The 19,278-nt window shown below is 67.3% G+C and carries 18 protein-coding genes; 10 read left to right on the top strand and 8 right to left on the bottom strand.

What is annotated here, in order from left to right; all coding sequences use genetic code 11:
- From J7I44_RS05150 to J7I44_RS05135, 4 genes are all read left to right on the top strand, one after another.
- Positions 1–254 (top strand): integrase core domain-containing protein (locus tag J7I44_RS05150; protein ID WP_209616861.1); only part of this gene is annotated, 254 nt, incomplete at its 5' end.
- Between the two features lie 136 nt (positions 255–390).
- A complete protein-coding gene (locus J7I44_RS05145) occupies positions 391–1,119 on the top strand; it encodes an abortive infection system antitoxin AbiGi family protein (protein ID WP_209616857.1) in 729 nt (242 codons plus the stop codon).
- Between the two features lie 77 nt (positions 1,120–1,196).
- Positions 1,197–3,293 (top strand): AIPR family protein, encoded by a 2,097-nt coding sequence (locus J7I44_RS16785; RefSeq protein ID WP_209616853.1) that lies wholly within the window; start codon positions 1,197–1,199, stop codon positions 3,291–3,293.
- Between the two features lie 186 nt (positions 3,294–3,479).
- A complete protein-coding gene (locus J7I44_RS05135; RefSeq protein ID WP_209616850.1) occupies positions 3,480–3,761 on the top strand; it encodes a hypothetical protein in 282 nt (93 codons plus the stop codon).
- A gap of 127 nt (positions 3,762–3,888) precedes the next feature.
- Here J7I44_RS05135 and J7I44_RS05130 read toward each other — a convergent pair whose 3' ends face one another.
- Positions 3,889–4,779 carry a LysR family transcriptional regulator gene (locus J7I44_RS05130; RefSeq protein ID WP_209616847.1) on the bottom strand — a complete coding sequence of 297 codons (891 nt, stop codon included), beginning with the start codon at positions 4,777–4,779 and terminating at the stop codon, positions 3,889–3,891.
- A 134-nt stretch (positions 4,780–4,913) separates the two neighbouring features.
- Between J7I44_RS05130 and J7I44_RS05125 the strand changes: the two genes are divergently transcribed.
- The 5 genes from J7I44_RS05125 to J7I44_RS05105 all read left to right on the top strand — a co-directional run bounded on the left by J7I44_RS05125 (position 4,914) and on the right by J7I44_RS05105 (position 9,893).
- Positions 4,914–5,516, top strand: a complete 603-nt coding sequence (locus tag J7I44_RS05125) for an NADPH-dependent F420 reductase (protein ID WP_209616844.1) — start codon at positions 4,914–4,916, stop codon at positions 5,514–5,516.
- 38 nt (positions 5,517–5,554) lie between these two features.
- Positions 5,555–6,289 (top strand): SDR family NAD(P)-dependent oxidoreductase, encoded by a 735-nt coding sequence (locus J7I44_RS05120; protein WP_209616840.1) that lies wholly within the window; start codon positions 5,555–5,557, stop codon positions 6,287–6,289.
- Positions 6,290–6,342: 53 nt separating this feature from the next.
- Positions 6,343–6,975 carry a class I SAM-dependent methyltransferase gene (locus J7I44_RS05115; RefSeq protein WP_209616838.1) on the top strand — a complete coding sequence of 211 codons (633 nt, stop codon included), beginning with the start codon at positions 6,343–6,345 and terminating at the stop codon, positions 6,973–6,975.
- 123 nt (positions 6,976–7,098) lie between these two features.
- Positions 7,099–7,854, top strand: coding sequence for an oxidoreductase (locus J7I44_RS05110; RefSeq protein WP_209616835.1), 756 nt, complete (start codon positions 7,099–7,101; stop codon positions 7,852–7,854).
- Positions 7,855–8,477: 623 nt separating this feature from the next.
- Positions 8,478–9,893: an FAD/NAD(P)-binding protein gene (locus J7I44_RS05105; RefSeq protein WP_209616832.1), complete on the top strand. Its 1,416-nt coding sequence runs from the start codon at positions 8,478–8,480 to the stop codon at positions 9,891–9,893.
- A gap of 397 nt (positions 9,894–10,290) precedes the next feature.
- Here J7I44_RS05105 and J7I44_RS05100 read toward each other — a convergent pair whose 3' ends face one another.
- On the bottom strand, positions 10,291–10,908 hold the full coding sequence (locus J7I44_RS05100; RefSeq protein WP_209616829.1) for an HAD hydrolase-like protein: 618 nt from the start codon (positions 10,906–10,908) through the stop codon (positions 10,291–10,293).
- A 47-nt stretch (positions 10,909–10,955) separates the two neighbouring features.
- The gene (locus tag J7I44_RS05095; RefSeq protein WP_209616827.1) at positions 10,956–11,108 is read right to left on the bottom strand and encodes a hypothetical protein; all 153 of its coding nucleotides are present in this window, start codon (positions 11,106–11,108) and stop codon (positions 10,956–10,958) included.
- A 142-nt stretch (positions 11,109–11,250) separates the two neighbouring features.
- On the opposite strand from J7I44_RS05095, the gene J7I44_RS05090 reads away from it, so the two are divergent.
- A complete protein-coding gene (locus tag J7I44_RS05090) occupies positions 11,251–12,105 on the top strand; it encodes a helix-turn-helix domain-containing protein (protein WP_209616824.1) in 855 nt (284 codons plus the stop codon).
- On the opposite strand, the gene J7I44_RS05085 is transcribed toward J7I44_RS05090, so the two are convergent.
- From J7I44_RS05085 to J7I44_RS05065, 5 genes are all read right to left on the bottom strand, one after another.
- Complete coding sequence (locus J7I44_RS05085) at positions 12,102–12,470, bottom strand: VOC family protein (protein WP_209616806.1); 369 nt, start codon at positions 12,468–12,470, stop codon at positions 12,102–12,104. The genes J7I44_RS05090 and J7I44_RS05085 overlap by 4 nt on opposite strands.
- A 184-nt stretch (positions 12,471–12,654) precedes the next feature.
- Positions 12,655–14,601, bottom strand: a complete 1,947-nt coding sequence (yoaA, locus tag J7I44_RS05080; protein WP_209616803.1) for a DNA repair helicase YoaA — start codon at positions 14,599–14,601, stop codon at positions 12,655–12,657.
- Positions 14,602–15,095: 494 nt separating this feature from the next.
- Positions 15,096–15,617 carry a tetratricopeptide repeat protein gene (locus J7I44_RS05075; protein WP_425599743.1) on the bottom strand — a complete coding sequence of 174 codons (522 nt, stop codon included), beginning with the start codon at positions 15,615–15,617 and terminating at the stop codon, positions 15,096–15,098.
- Between the two features lie 9 nt (positions 15,618–15,626).
- On the bottom strand, positions 15,627–17,930 hold the full coding sequence (gene mrcB / locus J7I44_RS05070) for a penicillin-binding protein 1B (protein ID WP_209616797.1): 2,304 nt from the start codon (positions 17,928–17,930) through the stop codon (positions 15,627–15,629).
- 509 nt (positions 17,931–18,439) lie between these two features.
- Complete coding sequence (locus J7I44_RS05065) at positions 18,440–19,267, bottom strand: NAD-dependent epimerase/dehydratase family protein (RefSeq protein ID WP_209616795.1); 828 nt, start codon at positions 19,265–19,267, stop codon at positions 18,440–18,442.
- Positions 19,268–19,278: the final 11 nt, after the last annotated feature.

The following is a 19,278-nucleotide window of genomic DNA, read 5'->3' as shown; positions in this document are numbered from 1 at the left end:
TGCGCCGGCTGGGCCTGCGGCACGTACGCACGCGACCCTACACGCCCCGCACCAACGGCAAGGCCGAGCGCTTCATCCAGACGGCACTGCGCGAGTGGGCCTACGCTCGAAGCTATGAGCACTCGGCCCAGCGCGCCGCCCATTGGCTGACCTGGCTGCACCAGTACAACTGGCACCGCCCGCACGCCAGCCTCGACTACCGGCCACCGATCGCCCGCATCGCCATGAACAACCTGGTGGGTTTACACAACTAGCCGGACGCACACCGAGCACAGTGTTAGCGTAACGGTCCGACCGCGGCGGACGGCTTCGCCGCCGCTGAACTCCAGCGTTAGGTCCCACATGTCAGCTTTTCCTCCCGCTCTTCAGTTTCTACACTCGATGAGAGAGTTGGATCACCTCACCCAGGCGCTTGCTGACGGGCTGATGTTTACACGCCACAAGGTGCAGTTTCGGCCTGCGGATGCTCGCGAACACTGGGAAGAGCTATTGGAGGAGATGCATCCGCTACTGAAGGGCAAGCTCCGCCAACTCGGCAAGCCGTGGGAATCGTTGGCTGAAGAGCGCCGGCGCGCACTGATGTTTGGGCTCGGTTCGATGACGGCGGACATGCCGATGATCTGTTTGACTGAAGTCCCCAACGGACGCGAGGTGACGTTCCATCAATATCAGTACGGCAGGTATGGCCTATTCATTCGGCGCGAATGGCTTGAGCGGCAGGGTGCCGATCGGGTGCTTTACCTGGGTGAGAGGTCTGCAGTCACACTGCTCGTTTATAGGTTGATCACCCTGGCCAATATTCTCGGTCTTCACTTGAATCAGACAGGCGATCCGCTCTTCGAAAATATGACAAGCCGCGCCACCCTTGATTTGCTCGCATATGTCGAAACTCGCGGCAACTTAGAGGAACTCGAGTGGCGTATCGCCGGGAGACATGAGTTCATGGGCGGAGATAGTGACGTAGGCAAGCGATTGCCACTACGCCTGGAGGACGTCGAGATGGTTCTAGTGGAGGATCCGAAGGAAGTCCAAATATTGAACGAGCTGCTAAGAAATTTGTCAGCGCAACAGTCCACCACTTACTGTCCCCCAGTCAAGTGCAGCGCGGGTGACGCCTAACTTGCTCAAACGCCCAATTCCCCAGCTCGCGGGCGCAACCTCGGTCGACCGTTCTATTGCCGCTAATGGAGGGCTGCGTGGCCACAAACGATGCTTTGCTACTCGACGGCTTAATCGATGACTTGCTCGAGAAAGAGCAATCGTCCGACCGTGGTCGCACCTTTGAATTTTTCGCCTTAGGCCAGTTGCTGAAAGAGTGGGATCTGAGCGTCGACGAGCTCGAGTCGGGCTGGACAGACGGGCGTCAGGACGGTGGCATCGATGGCTTCTATGTCCTAGTTAATGGACACTACATCAGCGACCTTTCCGAGTTCGTATGGCCGAAGGTATCGGCAAACATGGTCGTGCACATCGTCACATGCAAGCACGCGGACAGCTTCAACCAAGGGGCTATCGACGCGCTTATTGCATCGTTGACGGAGCTCTTGGATCTGTCAAGAGAAGATCGCGATCTTAAAGGCGCTTACTCTTCTAAGTTGCTTACCTGCCGAAACCGCCTGCTCGTCGCCTATCGAAGGCTTGCGCCCCGCCTCGCAGGCTTTGCGGTGAAAGTTTCGTACGCATCGCGTGGCATCCGCGATAGCGTAGGCCTCGAAGTACAGGCGAGGGCACACCAAGTAATAGCCTTAGTGAGGTCACATTTCCTTGGCGCAGATGCCACGTTCGATTTCATCGGCGCCAGCGACTTGGTGGAACTTTATCGTCGTCGCCCGGTTTTCTCTCTGGACCTTACGTATCAAACGTCCCTTAACAATTCAGGCTCGAACTACATTCTGCTAGTAGGCCTTGAGGACTACTATGCCTTCTGCCGCGATAATGAAGGAAAGTTAAGGCGCTATCTTTTTGACTCAAATGTCCGGGACTTCATGGGCCTGAATCGGGTGAATGAAGACATCGCAGCAACGCTGGATGTCGCCGGTGACGCCGACTTCTGGTGGCTAAACAATGGCGTCACGATACTCGCCACTAACGCTTGGTCGACCGGTAACACACTTCACATGGAGAACGTTCAGATCGTCAACGGCCTACAGACAACGGAGACGATTTTCCGTAACTTTGCGAGGCGTGACCAGCTGATGGTCACCGCGTCCTTGTCGGCGGACCAGCGTGATAAACGGGCGGTTATGGTGAAGGTCATCAGCTCCGCCGACGAAGTCACGCGCGATGAAATTATCCGAGCGACAAACAATCAAACGAGCGTCGAGCAGATATCGCTCCACGCCACGGACAAGATACAACGCGATGTCGAAGATGCATTAATTCGGTGCGGTCTTCACTACGAACGTCGAAAGAACTTCTACGTTAACCAGGGCGTGGCCACTAGCAGCATCTTAACGCCGATGTACCTGGCAGCTGGCGCGTTGGCGTTGGGCCGCCGTCGCGAGCCTTGGTCCGCTGTCGCACTTAAGCAACGTCACTTGCGTAGCGGCAGGTTATACGACGAGCTTTTTGGCGAGAAGACGAATTTGGCGCTTTGCGCGCCCATCGCGAAAGTTATGAAGGCCGTCGATTCGGTGCTGCTGGCGGAGCGTCCAGCAAAGGCCTCAGAGGGCTTTCTGAAGAAGAATCGTTATTTGGTCGCGTTGCTCGCGGTTGCCCGCAGACTGGGGACGTTTAACTACGCAGACAAGGACTTTGTCGCCATCGATTGCAATGCCGACTTTGCTCAAGTCATTAGCTCCTCGTTAACCGCAATCCCATCGGCCGAGAAACGTATGGGTAGAAGCAAGGGGCAGGACGTGGCGATCTGTGAGCGCTTCGCCCAAATGTTCGACCTTGATGGCGTGGCGCGTATCCGTGAAGCGGGGAACGCCTTGAAGGAGCGGGAGCCGATGCCGCGCAGCCGGAAGGAGGCAAGCGCTGTGGTCTCAGATGGTTTTATCGAGCAGGTCTTCGCAGTGCTTCCGCCGCAGCCGTGGAAGCCGGGAACTCATCATCTGGTATGCAGGCGGCTGGCGTGCAGCGAGGTTGACTACTTTGCGGCCGTGGCGCGACTTATCGCTGCGGGACGGGTGTTGCGGCAGCGCGACGGCGTGATTTACACAGCCGACGGCTCAGTAGCAGGTTACGACCCTGCGCGGGTGGCACCGGCGGAAGACGGTTCACTCCGGCTGGTCGTTACAGAACCTGGTCGGCCAGTTAATACAGAACCTGGTTGCGCAACGGGCGGTTGAGGCGGCTCCAGAGCCGTTCAGTGGCGCCGCCCGGCTCGCGCGCTTCCACGTGGTCACTACCGTGGCTTTGTGGCTAAAACCTTGTGTCGTAGACAGACGAATGGCCGCTTCTGGCCGAGAGCAGACTTGAGGGTTATGAGAGGCCTCACGGGCTAGCCTGCACTTGGCCTTTCCAGTGGGAACCACATGAACAAGAGCTTGGCTGCCAACTTGGCGTTGGCGTTTATGGTGTTGTCGACCGTTGCACTCATCGCGGCGATGAGTGCAACGGCATGGGAGCACGGCCCCGGACCGCAACCGATGCATGATCCGCGGATACAAGCGCTTTGGGCGACCGGGTCCCAACTTTTCCTCGTGAGTGGGGCCGCGCTGGCAGGCTATGCCTACGCCGGGTCAAAAACGCGCTCCATCGTCGCGCTACTGCTGGGCGTCACGCAGGCAACCTGGTACCTCTGGATTGCTTTCTAGGCGTCAAGGAGTTCTCGGCCTCCGACCCGAAGCGGGCATTGGGGGACGCTCCCTACGAGACGTCGCTTTGCGGGCGTCCATCCATTTGCGCCAGCCCAGGCAGACAGCAGAGATCATCTGCATGAAGCTAGGGTTTTCCAAGGAGCTCCACCAGCCTCGACTCGCATGGTGAGAGATCGTGGCCCCGCCGCTGCGAGATCACGAACGTGAGAGAGCGGATGTGCCAGGCACGGCGCTCCAGTTCGACCAACTGTGCGCATGCCAAGTCCTCGCTGACGAGGTGGCGTGGCAGGTGTCCCCAGCCCAGGCCGGCCTTGAGCAGATCACGTTTGGCGCCGAGATCGTTGACCAGCCACTGGCGCTTCCCGGCGACGCCCTGCTGGATCTTTTCGGCTCCGGGCTGATTGTCCGTCACGACCACCTGGATATGACGGCCGAACTCGTCCACCGGGATCGGCTTCGGTGTCGAGGCGAGCGGATGGGAGGGTGCGCATACCGTCACCATCTCCGCCTCGCGCAACCAGTGGCGTTCGATGGCATCCGGATTCACCTCCGGCACGTTCTCGATCGTGACGGCGAGGGCGCACACTTTTTCGAGCACCAGCTTCTCGCCGCCCTGCATGGTCGTGATGTGCAGGTTGATCGCGGCCGTCGGGCACTCGTCCTGCACCGTGCGCAGGCAGTCGATCAGGTGGGCGCGCGGAAAGTAGGCGTCGACCGCCAGCGACACCTGCGGCACCCCGGCCTGGGCGATCGCGCCGGCCCGGTTCTTCATTTCTTCCGTACGCGAGATCACCGCCCGTGCATCCGGCAGCAGGCTCCGCCCCGCCGCGGTGAGCTGCGCCTTGCGTGTGTTGCGTTCGAACAGCTCGACGTCGAACGCGCTTTCCAGTGCCTTGATCGCGTGGCTGATGGCCGACTGCGCACGTGCGAGTTTCCGCGCCGCACCCGAAAAGCTCCCCTGATCGCACACCGCGACGAACGCACGCAGCTGGTTGATGGTGACGTTGTCGAGCACCTTGTATACAGAAAATAGATCGAGTTGATCGATCTTTCGTCAATTGCGTTGATGCGTCAAGCGACCCAGATTGATCAGGCGACCGGCCCGCATGGGCCAGCCCGCCCCATCCCCCGCATAGAAAGGACCACCCCATGAGCTACGCCATCATCGGTTTCGGCGCCATAGGCCAAGCCCTCGCCCGCGCTTTCGCCCGCAACAACATCGAGGTCACGGTCGCCAGCCGGCGGCCGCCCGAAGCCTTGTTGCCACAGGCGCAGGCGATCGGACCCACGATCGTGCCCAGGACACTGCAGGAAGCGCTCAAAGCTGACGTGATTTTCCTCGCCGTGCTTTTCGAAGGGCATCGCGAGGTCGCCCGATTGCTGCCGACCTGGAAGGGCAAGACCGTCGTGGACGCGATGAACGGTTTCGAGGGGCTGTCCTCGGCCGATGTCGCCAAGGCCTTCCCCGGTGCCCGATGGGTGAAGGGCTTCAATCACCTGCCTGCGAGGACGCTGGCCGCCGATCCGAGCGCCAACGGCACCCGCCGCGTCGTGTTCCTGTCGAGCGACGACGAAGCGGCCACCGCGCAGGTGGCGGACCTTGCCAGTCACCTGGGTTTCGCCCCCGTGAACCTCGGCAAGCTCGCCGAAGGCGGCGCGCTGGTGCAGGTGCTCGACAGGAGCTGGGCGCCGCTGATCTTCCAGGACCTGTTCAAGAACGATCCCGAGCGCACGGCCACCGCCGCCGCTTGATCACCCATCGACGCCATCCCCACCAAGGCCCCCATGACATGACCCGACTCAACGGAAAGACCGCAGTGATCACCGGCGGCGCGACCGGCATCGGCCGCGCCGCGGCAAAGCGCTTCATCGAGGAAGGCGCCTTCGTTTTCATCTTCGGTCGCCGGCAGGCAGCGCTCGACGCCGCGGTCGCCGACCTCGGGCCGAACGCCCGCGCGGTGCAGGGCTCGGTCTCCGACCCGGCCGATCTCGACCGGCTCTACGCGGCGGTCAAGGCCGAGCGCGGCACCCTCGACATCGTGTTCGCCAATGCCGGGACGGGAAGCCTGCTACCGCTCGGCAAGATCACCGCCGAGCACATCGACGAGACCTTCGACACCAACGTGAAGGGCACGATCTTCACGGTCCAGCAAGCACTGCCGCTGATGGGTCCGGGCGGCTCGATCATCCTGACCGGATCGAGCGCCGGCACCACGGGCGCCCCGGCTTTCGGCGCCTACAGCGCGAGCAAGGCGGCCGTGCGCAACCTCGCCCGGACCTGGGCGGAGGACCTCAAGGGCACCGGCATCCGGGTCAACGTGCTGTCGCCCGGGCCGACCGCGACCGAACTGGCAAAGGCAGCGATCGGCGAGGATGGCATGAAGGTCTTCGCCTCGATGAATCCGCTCCAGCGCATGGCCGAGCCGGCGGAGATCGGCGCGGCGGCAGCCTTCCTCGCCTCGCCGGACAGCAGCTTCATGACCGCCAGCGAGCTCGCCGTCGACGGCGGACTGGCTCAGCTTTAGGCCTGCCCCGCCCGACCGCCTGCTTCCTACCCCACGCCGCTTCGGAGGCCACCATGTACCCACAGTCAGCACAATCGGCGTTGATGCGCTTCGCGCGAGCCGAGACCGGCTTCACCGTGATCGACGTCTATCCGGGCGACGGGCACTGGACAGGACTCTTTTCTGACGTCGTCGGACCTGACGGGCGCGTCTGCAGTTTCGTGCCGGCCGAGGTCGCTCATCTGGATAACGATCCGGTCGGCCGCAGTCGCGCGCTGGCGAAGAAGCCGGGACGGGAGAACGTCCTGGCCGTCTCGGCGGACCTCATGGCGTTGCCACGGAGCGCGCCCACCGCGGACGTCGTGTGGCTGCACCTGTTCTATCACGACCTCCACACCGCGCTCCTGCAGGCCAGGGGCGCCACCCCGGCCGACTTCAATCGGGGCGTCCATGGATGGCTCCGGCGCGGTGGCTTCTACGTCATCGTCGACCACGCCGCCGCCGCGGGAACGGGCACGCGTAGCGCCGGATCGCTGCACCGGATCGATCCGGCCGTCGTTCGCGAAGAAGTGGAAGCCGCCGGCTTCGTGCTGGACGCCGAAAGCAGCCTGCTGGCGAACCACGGCGATCCGCACCCCAGCAAGGTCTTCCACCCTTCGATCAAGGGCCGGACCGATCGCTTCGCCTATCGGTTCGTGAAGCCGTAGCCAACGAGTGATCGCCTGCCAGGCGATCAGTCCAGCAAGCGCGGAAGCATTGCCGCTCACCAACGCCCGTGATCGTCCCGATCACGGCCTTGGAAACGTTTGATCCTCCATCCAGGAACCATCATGTCCAACCCATCCAATTTCCCGAAAGAACTCAGCGGCCACCGTGCGCTCGTCACCGGCGGCACGCGCGGCATCGGCGCAGCGGTCGCCCAGCGCCTGCTCGATGCCGACGCCAAGGTCGTGGTCGTCGCACGCAAGGCGGACAAGGACATGCCCGCGGGCGCCACGTTTGTATCCGGCGACGTCTCCACCAGCGCAGGCGTGCAGGCCATCGCGAAGGAGGCCCTGGCAGCGCTCGGCGGCCTCGATATCCTGGTGAACAACGCCGGCGGTGCGCGTGCGTTCCTGGAAGGCTCGTGGACGATCCCCGACGAGGCGTGGGACGACAGCTTCACGCTCAACCTGCAGGCGGCGATCCGCCTCACCAATGCCTTGCTCCCGGCGCTGCGGGAGTCCAAGGCGGCGGCCGTCGTGAACATCTCCTCGGCGGCGGCGTCGATGCCGTTTGGGCCCTTCGTGCACTACGGCGCGGCCAAGGCGGCGCTCGAGTACTACTCGCGTACGCTTGCGCTGGAACTGGCGCCGGGCATCCGCGTCAACGTCGTGTCGCCCGGCGTCATCGCGACGCCGGGCTCCGACGAATTCGCCCGGACGACACCGGGTTTTTCCACGGATGCCTGGCTCCAGCTTTTGCCGCTGGGCCGGATCGGCGCCACCGAGGACGTCGCCGAGGTCGTTGCGCTGCTCGTGTCCGATCGCGGCAAGTTCCTGACCGGCGCGAACTACCGTGTCGACGGTGGGATGACGGCGCGCTGACGGATGCAACAAAGCGGTCGGCGCCTATCGCCATGGGGCAGCGATTGGCACCTCGCCCCTTCGCATGTTGCCAAACGGCGACCGGATCTCCACGAGCCAGCGGCTGAAACCTGGGTGTCCGATGTCCGTTGCTGGCCGGTAGCAGACGCAACGCACCGATGATGGCAATGTCCGCTTCTGCCTGGCGCAGTGGGCGGCACACCGCCGGCAGCAGTCGTCCTAGGAAAAACTCGCCGATCAGCTCGCGCAGCCGGGCGCATGCCGATAGAAGCGCTGCTTCGTCCATGGAGGCGATACCGGCGGTTATTCGCATTGCCGCACGCCACGGTGGGCTGAAACCTCCCCCGCGGGGCGGTCGCGTTTTGCGTCTATGTTTCGTGCTTGCCGTGGCAAACCCGATCCTTGCGGGGTCCTAGCCGTTCCTTAACGGATGCTGTGTTCGAGTGGCTGCCAACCAACCGGCCCCAGGTGAGCCACATGCAGACCACGTATCGCACGGCCTTTGCGGAGCGCCCCGCCCGCCGCGCCTGACTGCCAGGTCGGGCCGTCTTTTCCGATTCCCCCACCCTTCCCGTCCTGCCCCAAGGCAGGGCGCTGCCGGTTCGTCCCCGACAGGAGTGCGTATGGCTGACATTGCGATCATTGGCGGAGGCGCTGCGGGCGCTTCGCTTTTCGGCGAACTGCTGCGGCACGGCACGCGCGTGCACTGGATCACCGGGGACCGCCCGGCGGCCGGCCGTGGCGTGGCCTATGCCGCCGGCAGCGACCGGCACCTGCTCAACGTGCGTGCGCACGCGATAGGCCTGTTCGCCGGCGGCGAGGGCGAGTTCCTGCAGTTCGCCAGGCGGCAGGTCGATGGCGTGGGAGCCGACGACTTCCTGCCGCGCGGCCTGTTCGGCGATTTCATCGAGGCGCAGGTGCGGGCCTGCGCGGACCTGGCGCTGCAGCAGGGGCGGCCCGTCCAGATCCACCCCGAGGACGCGGTCCGGATCGAGCCGCTGTGCGACGGTGGCTACGCGGTGCGCCTGGCCAGCGGCGTGCTGATCAAGGCCGACGCGGTCGTGCTGGCGCTGGGTGCGTTGGCGCCTCGGCCGCTGAAGGCGGTGTCGCGCGAGGCGCTGCAGAGCGGCGCCTACGTGCTTGATCCGTGGCGTATCGCCAGACAGGAACCGGCACCGCGCCGCGTGCTGGTGATCGGCACTGGCCTGACCGCCGTCGATACGCTGCTCTCGGCCGCCGAACGCTGGCCGTCCGCGGAACTGGTGGCGCTGTCGCGCCACGGGCGATTTCCGTTCGAGCACACCGCGTTGCCGTCGGCGCCGTACGCGCGGCAGTCTGCGCTCAATAGCGCCTTGCTTGCCTGCGGAAGCCCGCTCGCCATGCTCCGGCGCGTGCACGCCGCCATCGAAGCGGCGCCACAGACGGACTGGCGCAGCCTGCTCGACGGCATGCGTCCGATCAACGCGCGGCTCTGGCGACGGCTGAATGCGAAGCAACGGCGGCAGTTCCTGCGCCACCTGCGCTGGCTGTGGGAAGCGGCGCGCCATCGCGTGGCGCCGGCCTCGGCCCGGGCACTGGACGCGATGCTGGAACACGGACGCCTGCAGGTACACGCGGCGCGCGTGCTCGGCGTCGACGGGCACGGGCCGCTGCAGGTCCGCGTGCGCCACCGCGCCACGCAACAGCTGGACACGCTTGGTGCGGACCTGGTGATCCAGGCCACCGGGCTGGACACCGCCGTCGCGTTCACCGAGCACACGCTGCTTTCGCGGCTGCTGCGCGACGGGCTGGCGACACCCGACCCGCTGCAGCTGGGCGTGGCCGCGCACCCGGACGGCCAATTGCTCAACGCCCGCGGCGAGTTGCAGGTCGGGTTGTACGCGATCGGCGCGTTGCTGCGCGGCAACCTGTGGGAGTGCAGCGCGATGGCCGAGATCCGCGTGGCCGCGCAGCAACTGGCCCGCCGGCTGGCGGCGGCGGATGCGCAGGTACCGCGGGGGGAAAGCGCCATGGCGGTGCGTCCGGCGCTCGCACCGTAGGGTGAGTCATCGCCCTCACGGACTCGCCAACCGTCCACTGACCAGTGAATCCTTCCCCCGCTTTGGCGGGGGAAGGATTCGGTTGTGCGGGTCGGCGTGGCTGGAACGGAAATCCCACGGCGCGCTCTGGAAGCCTTCCCCTGCAAGCGGGGTCCGGTTTCGGTCGCTCATGTTTCAACAGGTGGCGCGCGTCGGCGTACAGGGTCTTGCGGCCGGCAAGGCATGGGCGCGAAAGGAACCGCACCGCCACGTCCGGGCGCGGAAGCCGGCCACGCCGGCTTCGATGCGGGTGGGGAGGCGTGCGCCTCCGTCAGCTTGACGGCGCAGTCGTTGCAACGGGCTGCGAACGTCCGTCCGTCGAGCCGCACCTGGATCGCCCAAGCGCGCTCACGCAGGGCTACGCCAGCATGGCCAGCTCGTCGACGTGGTGGAACAGATGGTCGGGGCGCAGGTGTTGCAGGGACTGCGGCGTGCCGTAGCCCCAGGCGACGGCGCCGAAGGCCACGCCGGCGGCACGCGCCGCCTCGGCATCGGTGATCTGGTCGCCCACATAGATCGCGCGCCCCGGCGGGATGCCGGTCTTTCCGAGGACGCGCGCGATGCGCCGGCGCTTGCCGAAGATCGAGGCGCCGCATTCGGCGTGCGCCAACCGTCGCCAGTGAGCGTCACCGAGAATCCGGCGGCAGTTGTCGCTGGCGTTGGACGTAACCAGCGCGAGGGCTGCGCCACGCCGATGCAGGGTATCCAGCGCATCGCCCACGCCATCGAACAGGCGCACGTCCGCCTCGCGCATCAGTTGCACGAAGCTGCGCGCCACCAGCGGAAGCTTCCAGCGCGGCAGGCCCACGTGACGCATGACCTCGCGCGCGCCAAGCGTTCGCAGTGGCCCGATCTCCGCCGGCTGGATGCGACGGAAGCCATGGCGATCGGCCAGCTGGTTGTGGACGCTCACGAAGAACGGAAAAGAATCAGCCAGCGTGCCGTCGAGGTCGAAGATGATCAGGTCGTAAGTCATGGGTGCATCCGTGGGCGGCGTGCGCGGGGCACGCCGCCCGTAGGGCGTCAGGCGTTCGGCTCGCCGCAGCGGCAGGGCTGGCCGATGCCACAGCCGCAGCCACAACCGGTCGGGCTGGCCGGCGCGGCCTGGCAGCCGCAGCTGCAGCTGGCGCCGGCACAGTTGGCGCAATGGCAGGCGAAGGTGTCGTTGGTGTTCATCGGTGATGTCCTCGTTGGGTAGGGTACGTGGGTAGGGGTACGGAGATCGATCCGTGGGGGCATTGTCCGGCGCGCCCCTACCCGCCGCTTGAACTGAAGGGCTAACCTTCGCAACGTTCCCGTGCCCACGCGGAGGCTCGCAATGTCGCCAACCCTGGTTGCCAGCCCGGCCGACGCCCGTCGCGGTGCAGGCGGCGTCGGCCGTGTCTTGCTGTGGAAGGGCGCGAGCGTCTGGGTCGGGCGCGACACCGGCCAGGTGCAGCCGCACAGCCACCATGCCATCCAGATCACGCTTGCCGCGACGCAGCCGATCCGCATCCGCGGCGCGAGCGAAGGGGCATGGCACGAAACCCTTGCGGCCATCGTGATGCCCGATCGTGGACACGTCTTTGATGGTTGCGGCCAGCCGGTGGCGATGGTGTTCGTCGAGCCCGAAACACTGGCCGGACGCGCCCTGCTCGCCCGTTATGGAAACCGCGACGTCAGCCTGCTTGCCGACGAGGGTCTGGCCACGCTCGCCGCCGCGCTGCATGCGGTGTTCGAGACGCGCGGGACCGATCAGGCGCTGATCGCGGCCGCGCAGCGCGTGGTCGAACATCTGGCCGCCACGCCCGCGGGGCCGCAAGCGGTCGACCGGCGCATCGCCACGGTGCTGGAGCGTGTGCGGGACCAGCCCGGTGCCGAGCTCACGCTCGCGCAGGCGGCCGCGCTGGCGCATCTGTCGCCGAGCCGTTTCCGGCATCTGTTCGTGGCGCAGACCGGCATTTCCTTTCGCGCCTACCTGCTGTGGGCGCGGGTGGGCTTTGCGGTGGCGCGCGGCCTTTCCGGCGGCTCATGGACTGACGCCGCGCAACAGGCCGGCTTTGCCGATTCGGCGCACCTGAGCCGCACCTGCCGGCGCATGTTCGGCCTGGCGCCGACGATGCTGGTCCCCGAAGACGCGGCGCCGCCGCAGGGTCGCGGCCGCACGAGCGCTGCGGCGGCGAACCCGGCCTAAGCGGGCGGCTGCCAGAGTTCGATGCGGTTGCCCTCGGGGTCCATGATCCAGCCGAACGCACCGAACTCGCTCTGATCCACGCGCTCGTCCACCTCGACGCCCTCGGCGCGCAGCCGCTCCAGCAAACCGGCCAGGTCGTCGACGCGGAAGTTGACCATGTAGGCCTGCTGGCTCGGCTGGAAGTAAGTGGTATCGGCCGGAAACGGCGTCCACAGCAGATAGCCCGGGCGCGAGGCATCTTCCTGGAAACGCACGCCGCCCCAGGCCTCCGGTTCCATGCCCAGGTGCCGCGCATACCACGCGGTCAGCGCGGCCGGATCGCGCGACTTGAAGAAGATCCCACCCAGTCCGATGACCTTGGCCATGACCACTCCCCGTTCGCCGTCGGCCGCGGGTGCGGCCGCCCCAGGCGCTTGGCCGGATAGTGCGCCACCACGGCGCGGCGGACCAGCCATGCGACGCGCTGCCCCGTAGGAGCGCACCCTGTGCGCGACCGCCATGCCGAACACCCGGCGGCTTGACGCCGTCGGTCGCGCACAGGGTGCGCTCCTACAAGGGGCGCGCGGCGTCGCGGAAGAACGCCTGCACGTCGCCCAGCTCGCGCGTGCGCGGCATCGGCGGCAGGCTGGCCAGGAACAGGCGGCCGTAGCCTTTGCTGGTCAGGCGGGGGTCGCACAGCATCAGCACGCCGCGGTCGTGCACGTCGCGGATCAGGCGGCCGGCGCCCTGCTTCAGGGCGATCGCGGCGGCGGGCACCTGCCAGCCCATGAACGGGTTGATGCCTGACTGCTCCAGCGCATCCAGGCGCGCCTGCAGCACCGGGTCGTCCGGCGCGGCGAATGGGAGTTTGTCGATCACCACGACGCTCAAGGCTTCACCGACGACGTCGACGCCTTCCCAGAAACTGGCGGCGCCCAGCAGCACGCCGTGGCCGCTGGCGCGGAAGTCCTCCAGCAACTGGTGGCGCGGCGCGCTGCCCTGCACGAACAGCGGCCACGGCACGCGATCGGCGAGCAGTTCGGCCGCGCGGCGCAACGCCCGGTGCGAGGTGAACAGCAGGAAAGCGCGGCCGTGCGAGGCTTCGAGCACGGGCAACGCGGCGTCGATCACGCACTCGGTGTGGTCGCGGCCGCTCCTGTCGACCATGTTCGGATCGGGCAGGCCCGCGGGGAGATAGCACAGCGCCTGTCTGGCGTAGTCGAACGGGCTGTCCAGGTGCAGCGCCTGGGGATCGTCCAGGCCGAGCTGGCGCGCGAAGTGATCGAAACTGCCGGCGACCGAGAGCGTGGCGGAGGTGTGGATCCACGCCGCGCCGGTGCGCTCGCGCATGGCACGCAACGGCGCGGCCAGGTCCAGCGGCGTGGCGTGCAGGGCGAAACCGCGCGGGAACAGTTCGTACCAGCGCACGTCTTCAGCGCCGCCGCCTTCGACGATGCGGTCCAGTCGTTCGGCAAGCGCGGCGGCACGCTCGTGCACGTTGGCCAGGCCGCGCGAGCGCTCGGCCTGCGAGGCGAGCAGGTCGGTGAAGGCGGCGAGCAGTTCGCCCAGATCCTGCAGGCCTTCGTGCACGGTGGCCAGCGCGTCCAGTTGCTGGAACGGCCCGCGCGTGGGCAGCGCATCCATCGCCAGGCGCAGGCGGCGCAACGCGCCCTGCAGGGCTTCGACCGGTTCCAGCAGCAGGCCGATCGCGCCGGTGACGCCGTTGCATTCGCGCAGGGCGTCGTTGGCCAGGTCGGCGAGCTGGCGCGCGCTCACGCTCTGGGAGAAGAACTGGCCGGCCAGTTCCGGCACCTGGTGCGCCTCGTCCAGGATGAAGGCGCCGGCGCCAGGCAGGATCTCGCCGAAGCCTTCCTGCTTGAGCGCCAGGTCGGCGAACAGCAAGTGGTGGTTGACCACCACCAGGTCCGCTTCCAGCGCTTCGCGGCGTGCCTTCACCACGTGGCAGTCGTCGAAGAACGGACACTCCACACCCAGGCAGTTCTCCGGCGTGGAGGTCACCCGCGGCCACAGCGGCGACTCTTCCGGCACCTCGGCCAGTTCCATGCGGTCGCCCGCGCGGGTACGCGCCGACCAGGCGCGGATCGCCGCCAGCTGCGAGGCTTCCGTGCGCTCGAACGTGCTGCCCTCGCGCACGGTCTGGTCGAGCCGGTACAGGCACAGGTAGTTCGCGCGGCCCTTGAGCAACGCGGCCTTGCCGCGCGTGCCGAGGACCGCGCGGACCTTCGGCAGGTCGCGGAAGTAGAGCTGGTCCTGCAGCGCCTTGGTGCCGGTGGAGACGATCACGCGCTCGCCCGAGAGAAGCGCCGGCACCAGGTAGGCATAGGTCTTTCCGGTGCCGGTGCCGGCCTCGGCGATGAGCGTGTCGCGGTTGGCGATGGCCTCGGCGACCGAGCGCGCCATCGCCTGCTGCGCCAGTCGCGGGGCGAAGTTGGGCAGCTCGCGGGCAAACGGGCCGTCGGCGCCGAGCAGCGCGCCGATGTCGTCGTGATCGGTCATCGCGCAAGTATCGCCGAGCCGCTGCGCGGACGCACTGGCGAGCGCCCTTTCGCCGGCGCACGATGGCGGCACTTCAACCGGGAGCGGCAGGATGGGCATCGGTTGCTGAAGGCGGCACTTTGAACGGGGCTACTTGCTCCCTCTCCCCCACGGGGAGAGGGTTGGGGTGAGGGGACGCGCTTGCGGGGAATTGCCCCGCGCCGCCTTGGAGCAGTCATGCCATCGCACGAGCCGGCGTTTTCGCGAGCCCCGGCCCCTCACCCCAGCGGAGCCAGAACCTAGTACCGCGGATCGTGCTGTTGCTGAAGGCGGCACTTTGAACGGGGCTACTTGTTCCCTCTCCCCCTCGTGGAGAGGGTTGGGGTGAGGGGGCGCGCTTACGGGGAATTGCTCCGAGCCGCCTTGGAGCAGTCGTGCCATCGCACGAGCCGGCGTTTCGCGAGCCCCGGCCCCTCACCCCAGCCCTCTCCCCGAAGGGGAGAGGGAGCCAGACCCTAGTACCGCGGGACGCCTTCCTTGTGACAGTCCTTCACGCCCTTGCGGGCCGCCGCCACGCCGGCTTCGTCGCCGGCCTGCAGGCGCATCTCCGCGATGGTCTGCCAGTTGCGCGCGCACAGCGGGCCCAGTTGCGGGCCCAGCGACCAGGAGCGGCGGGCGAGCCGCTCGGCGGTGGCGTAGTCGTGCAGGCGGATGGCGACTTCGGCGCGGTCCTGCAGCAGGTCGGGCGAGTCCGGGTTGAGCTTGAGCGCCTCGTCGAGCTTGGCCGCCGCGTCGGTGTAACGACCGGCACGTTCGTCCGCCTGGGCGGCATCCTGCCAGGCCGTGACGCCGGGATCGCGCAGCGGCGCCACGTCGATGACCGATTGCTCGCGCGCGCCGGCAGCGCGGATCGCCGCGATCATGTCATGCGCGGGCATGACCGGCTTTTCTTCCTGTGGCGGAACGCTAAAGCACCCGGCAAGCAGCAAGGCGGCGAAGGCAGTGGAACCCAGGCGAACACGTGACACGGGGAACATCGAAGGTCTCTATTGAAGCGTGGAGGCGGCCGGCGCCGGCGTACTGCCGTCGCTGCCGAAGAAGTCGCCGACGCGCTGCCAGAAGCAGCCTTCGGTATCGGCCGGCAGCGAGCCCGCAACAACCGGGAACTGGCGCGCGCCCTCGCATTCGGGCTGCGTCGGCTTGCCGTTGGTCGGGTCGATCCAGGCCATTTCCAGGCCCTCGCCCGGCTGCGCCGGGAGCGGGCGCGTCGGCAGGTGGCGGAACAGGTCCTGCCAGGCGCGCAGGCCGCCGGTGGCACCGAACAGGCCGGTCGGCTTGTTGTCGTCGCGGCCCATCCAGAACACGGCCAGGCGGTCGGCGGTGAAGCCGGCGAACCAGCTGTCGCGCATGTCGTTGCTGGTGCCGGTCTTGCCGGCGGCGTTGAGCCAGGCCAGCGAGGAATCGCCCAGGCTGTGCGCGGTGCCGTACTCGGCCACCTGCTGCATCGCCCAGGTGACCAGCCGCACCGCTTCCTGGTACTCGCCCTTGCCGCCCTCGACCTCGTAGCGCTTGACCGTATGTCCGGTGCCGTCGACCACGCCGCGCACCGCCAGCAGCGGCAGCGCATGGCCGTCGGCGGCCAGATATTCGTACAGCTGCGCGACCTGGAACGGTGACATGTCCACCGCGCCGATCAGCATCGACGGGCTCGGGTTGATATCGGTGAAGCCGAACGATTCGAGGAACGCCTTGACCCGCTGCACGCCGACGGCGAGGCCCAGGTGGATGGTCGCCAGGTTCCACGAGTGCGCCAGCGCGTCGACCATCGGCACGAAGCCGTGCGACTGGTTGTCGTCGTTCTGCGGCATCCAGGTCTTGCCGTTGGGCTGGCGCAGCATGATCGGCGAGTCGTCCAGCGGCGTGCCCAGGGTCCACTGTGCCGGATCGGTCAGCGCGACCAGGTAGACGAACGGCTTGACCAGCGAGCCGATCGGCCGGCGCGCGTCGAGCGCGCGGTTGAAACCCGGATCGCCCGGCGTCTTGCTACCGACCACCGCCAGCACGCTGCCGGTATCGGTGTCGGTGACGACGCCCGCCGCCTGCACCTTGTCACCGCGCTTGCCCATGTTCTTGATGGCCGTGGTGATCGCCTGCTCGGCGTAGAGCTGCGCGGCCGGATCGAGCGTGGTGAAGATCGACAGGTTGCCCTTGCGCAGCATGTCGTCGTCGAAATCGTTGGTGATCTGCGCGCGCACCAGCTGCATGAAGGCCGGGAAGCGGTTGTGCGGCAGCTGCGCGTTCGGCGCGATGTCCAGGGGCGCGGCCTGCGCGGCGTTGACCTGGCCGGCGTCGAGCAGGCCGGTGTCGAAGAATTCCTTCAGCACCAGATTGCGCCGCGACAGCGCACGCTTGGGGTAGCGGCGCGGGTCGTAATAGCTCGGGCCCTTGACCATGCCGACCAGCAGCGCGATCTCCTGCGGACGCAGGTCCTCCAGCCGGCGGCCGAAGTAGAACTCCGCGCCCGCGGCGAAGCCGTGCACCGCCTGGTTGCCCTGCTGGCCGAGGAACACCTCGTTGATGTACGCCTCCAGGATGCGGTCCTTGGAGTAGTGCGCCTCGATCAGCAGCGAGAGCAGCGCCTCGTTGAACTTGCGCACCAGGTTCTGGCTGCGGTCCAGGAACAGGTTGCGCACCAGCTGCTGGGTCAGCGTGGAGCCGCCCTGCACGGTATGGCCGGCGCGCAGGTTGGCGAAGGCGGCGCGCAGGATCGCACTGAAGTCCAGGCCGATGTGGTGCTTGAAGTCGCGGTCCTCGACCGCCTGCAGGCCGGTCACCAGCAGCGGCGGCACGTCGGCCAGGCGCACGATGCGGCGCTCTTCCTGCTGTGCGCCATAGACGGTGGCGATGCGCGCCGGGTCCAGGTGGGCGAGCTTGATCGCCTCGCCACTGCCCGCCTCGGCCAGCGACTCGACCTGGCCAAGGCCGAGCGTCACGCGGATGCGCTTGGGCAGCTCGCCGCCATCCGGGCCGGCGTAGCCGCGCGAGGAGATCACGTAGCGGCTGCCGTTGCGCGTCCAGGTGCCGGGCACCTTGCCTGCGCCATCGTGGCTGTAGCCGGCGAAGGTCAGCTCCAGCTCCAGCGCGGACGGCGACATCGGCACGCCGGGGGCCAGCGTGAGCGGACGTGCGTACACGCGCGTGGGCACGGCGAATACCAGGTCGTTGAAGCGGTCCTGCACGCGCTTGTTGAGGATCAGCGTGTACGGCAGCACGAAGCCCAGCCCCAGGCCGAGCGCCACCCAGAACGGGATGCGCAGCCAGCGCCAGCTGTGGCGCGCGAACGCGCCCATGCGAGAGATCAGTGCCAAAGTCGGGAACCGGGATCCAAGGTGGGCTCCGATGATAGGGCGTGCCACCCGGCGCGCATCTGAACGTCAAGGGCGGTTCGTGGCAGGCCGGTGGCGCGGTTGTGGCCGCGCCATGGCGTGCGATGGTTGCGCGAAGGGAGGGTGGCTATCGGCAAGACTTCCCCCATCCGCCCTTCGGGCACCTTCCCCCGCGCGGCGGGGGAAGGATCAAGACCCGCAACGCCCGCTTCCGGGCGTTCCCCGCGGCGGGGAAAGATCGAAGCCGCATCGCCTGTTCCGATCCTTCCCTCGTGGCGGGAAAGAGATCAAAGCCGGAACGCGTTCCGAACCTTCCCCCGCGAACGCGGGGGAAGGTGCCGACAGGCGGATGGGGGCGCTTTTGGACCGGATGCCTGGGGCCTGCCAAACGGCTTTCCCGTCCCCTGCACGACGGGTCATTTCCTTCGCGCAGCAGGAGCAGGGGCTCTGTGCGGCTTTCTGCGAGGGACACCTCAGCCCGACCAACATCCCGCATCCGGCCGGAACGGCCGCGGATGCACGTCGAGCAGCCGTTCCAGCTCGCTGTTGTCGGCGACCAGATCCGATGCCAGCCGCGCCAGTGGACCGCGCAGGCGCGGGATCACGTGGCGCGCCTGGCGCAGCAGCCACGCCGGCACGGGCAGCGGCAGCGTCGCCACCGGCAGGCTTCGCTGCACGCGGGCAAACATCTCGCCCGCCGGCAATCGCTCGCCACCGCCGAGCATCAGTACGCGGTTGGCGGGACGATCGATCGCGGCCAGCGTGGCCAGCGCGATGTCGTCGCCGTGCACCGGCTGGCGCAGGCCGCCCCCGGTGGGGCGCGGAAAGACCCGCGTACGGATCGCCCGATGGGCCAGCGGCGTCAGGCTCTTGTCGCGCCCTGCCCCGTAGACCAGCGTGGGCCGCAACACCGTCCACCCGCAGCCCAGTGCCGTGCAGGCGGCGATCAGTTCCTGCTCGCCCTGCTTGAGCTGGCGCGCGATATCGCGCTCGGCCGCCACTTCGGAGTCGACCTTGCTCTGCGCACTCATCGAGCTGGTGGCGACGATGCGCGGTGCGCCGGCCGGCGCCGCCGCGGCCAGCCAGTGCGCGAACGGTTGCAGAGGACCGTAGCTGACGATGGCGGAAACGGGCGGAAGCGCCGGCACCGCATCAGGCAGGCCACCGCGCATCCAGCGCACGCCCTCGCTGTCGGCATGCGGCTCGCGGCTCACTGCGATCACCTGCTCGCCCCGCCCGCGCAGGCGCGGCAACAGGAAATGGCCGATCTGGCCGCTGGCCCCGAACACCACGACAGTCATGCGCGCCCCGG

The sequence above is a fragment of the Frateuria flava genome (assembly GCF_017837635.1).
GTDB classification, from domain to species: Bacteria; Pseudomonadota; Gammaproteobacteria; order Xanthomonadales; family Rhodanobacteraceae; genus Frateuria_A; species Frateuria_A flava.
This window is presented reverse-complemented; position numbering and strand designations above follow the sequence as displayed.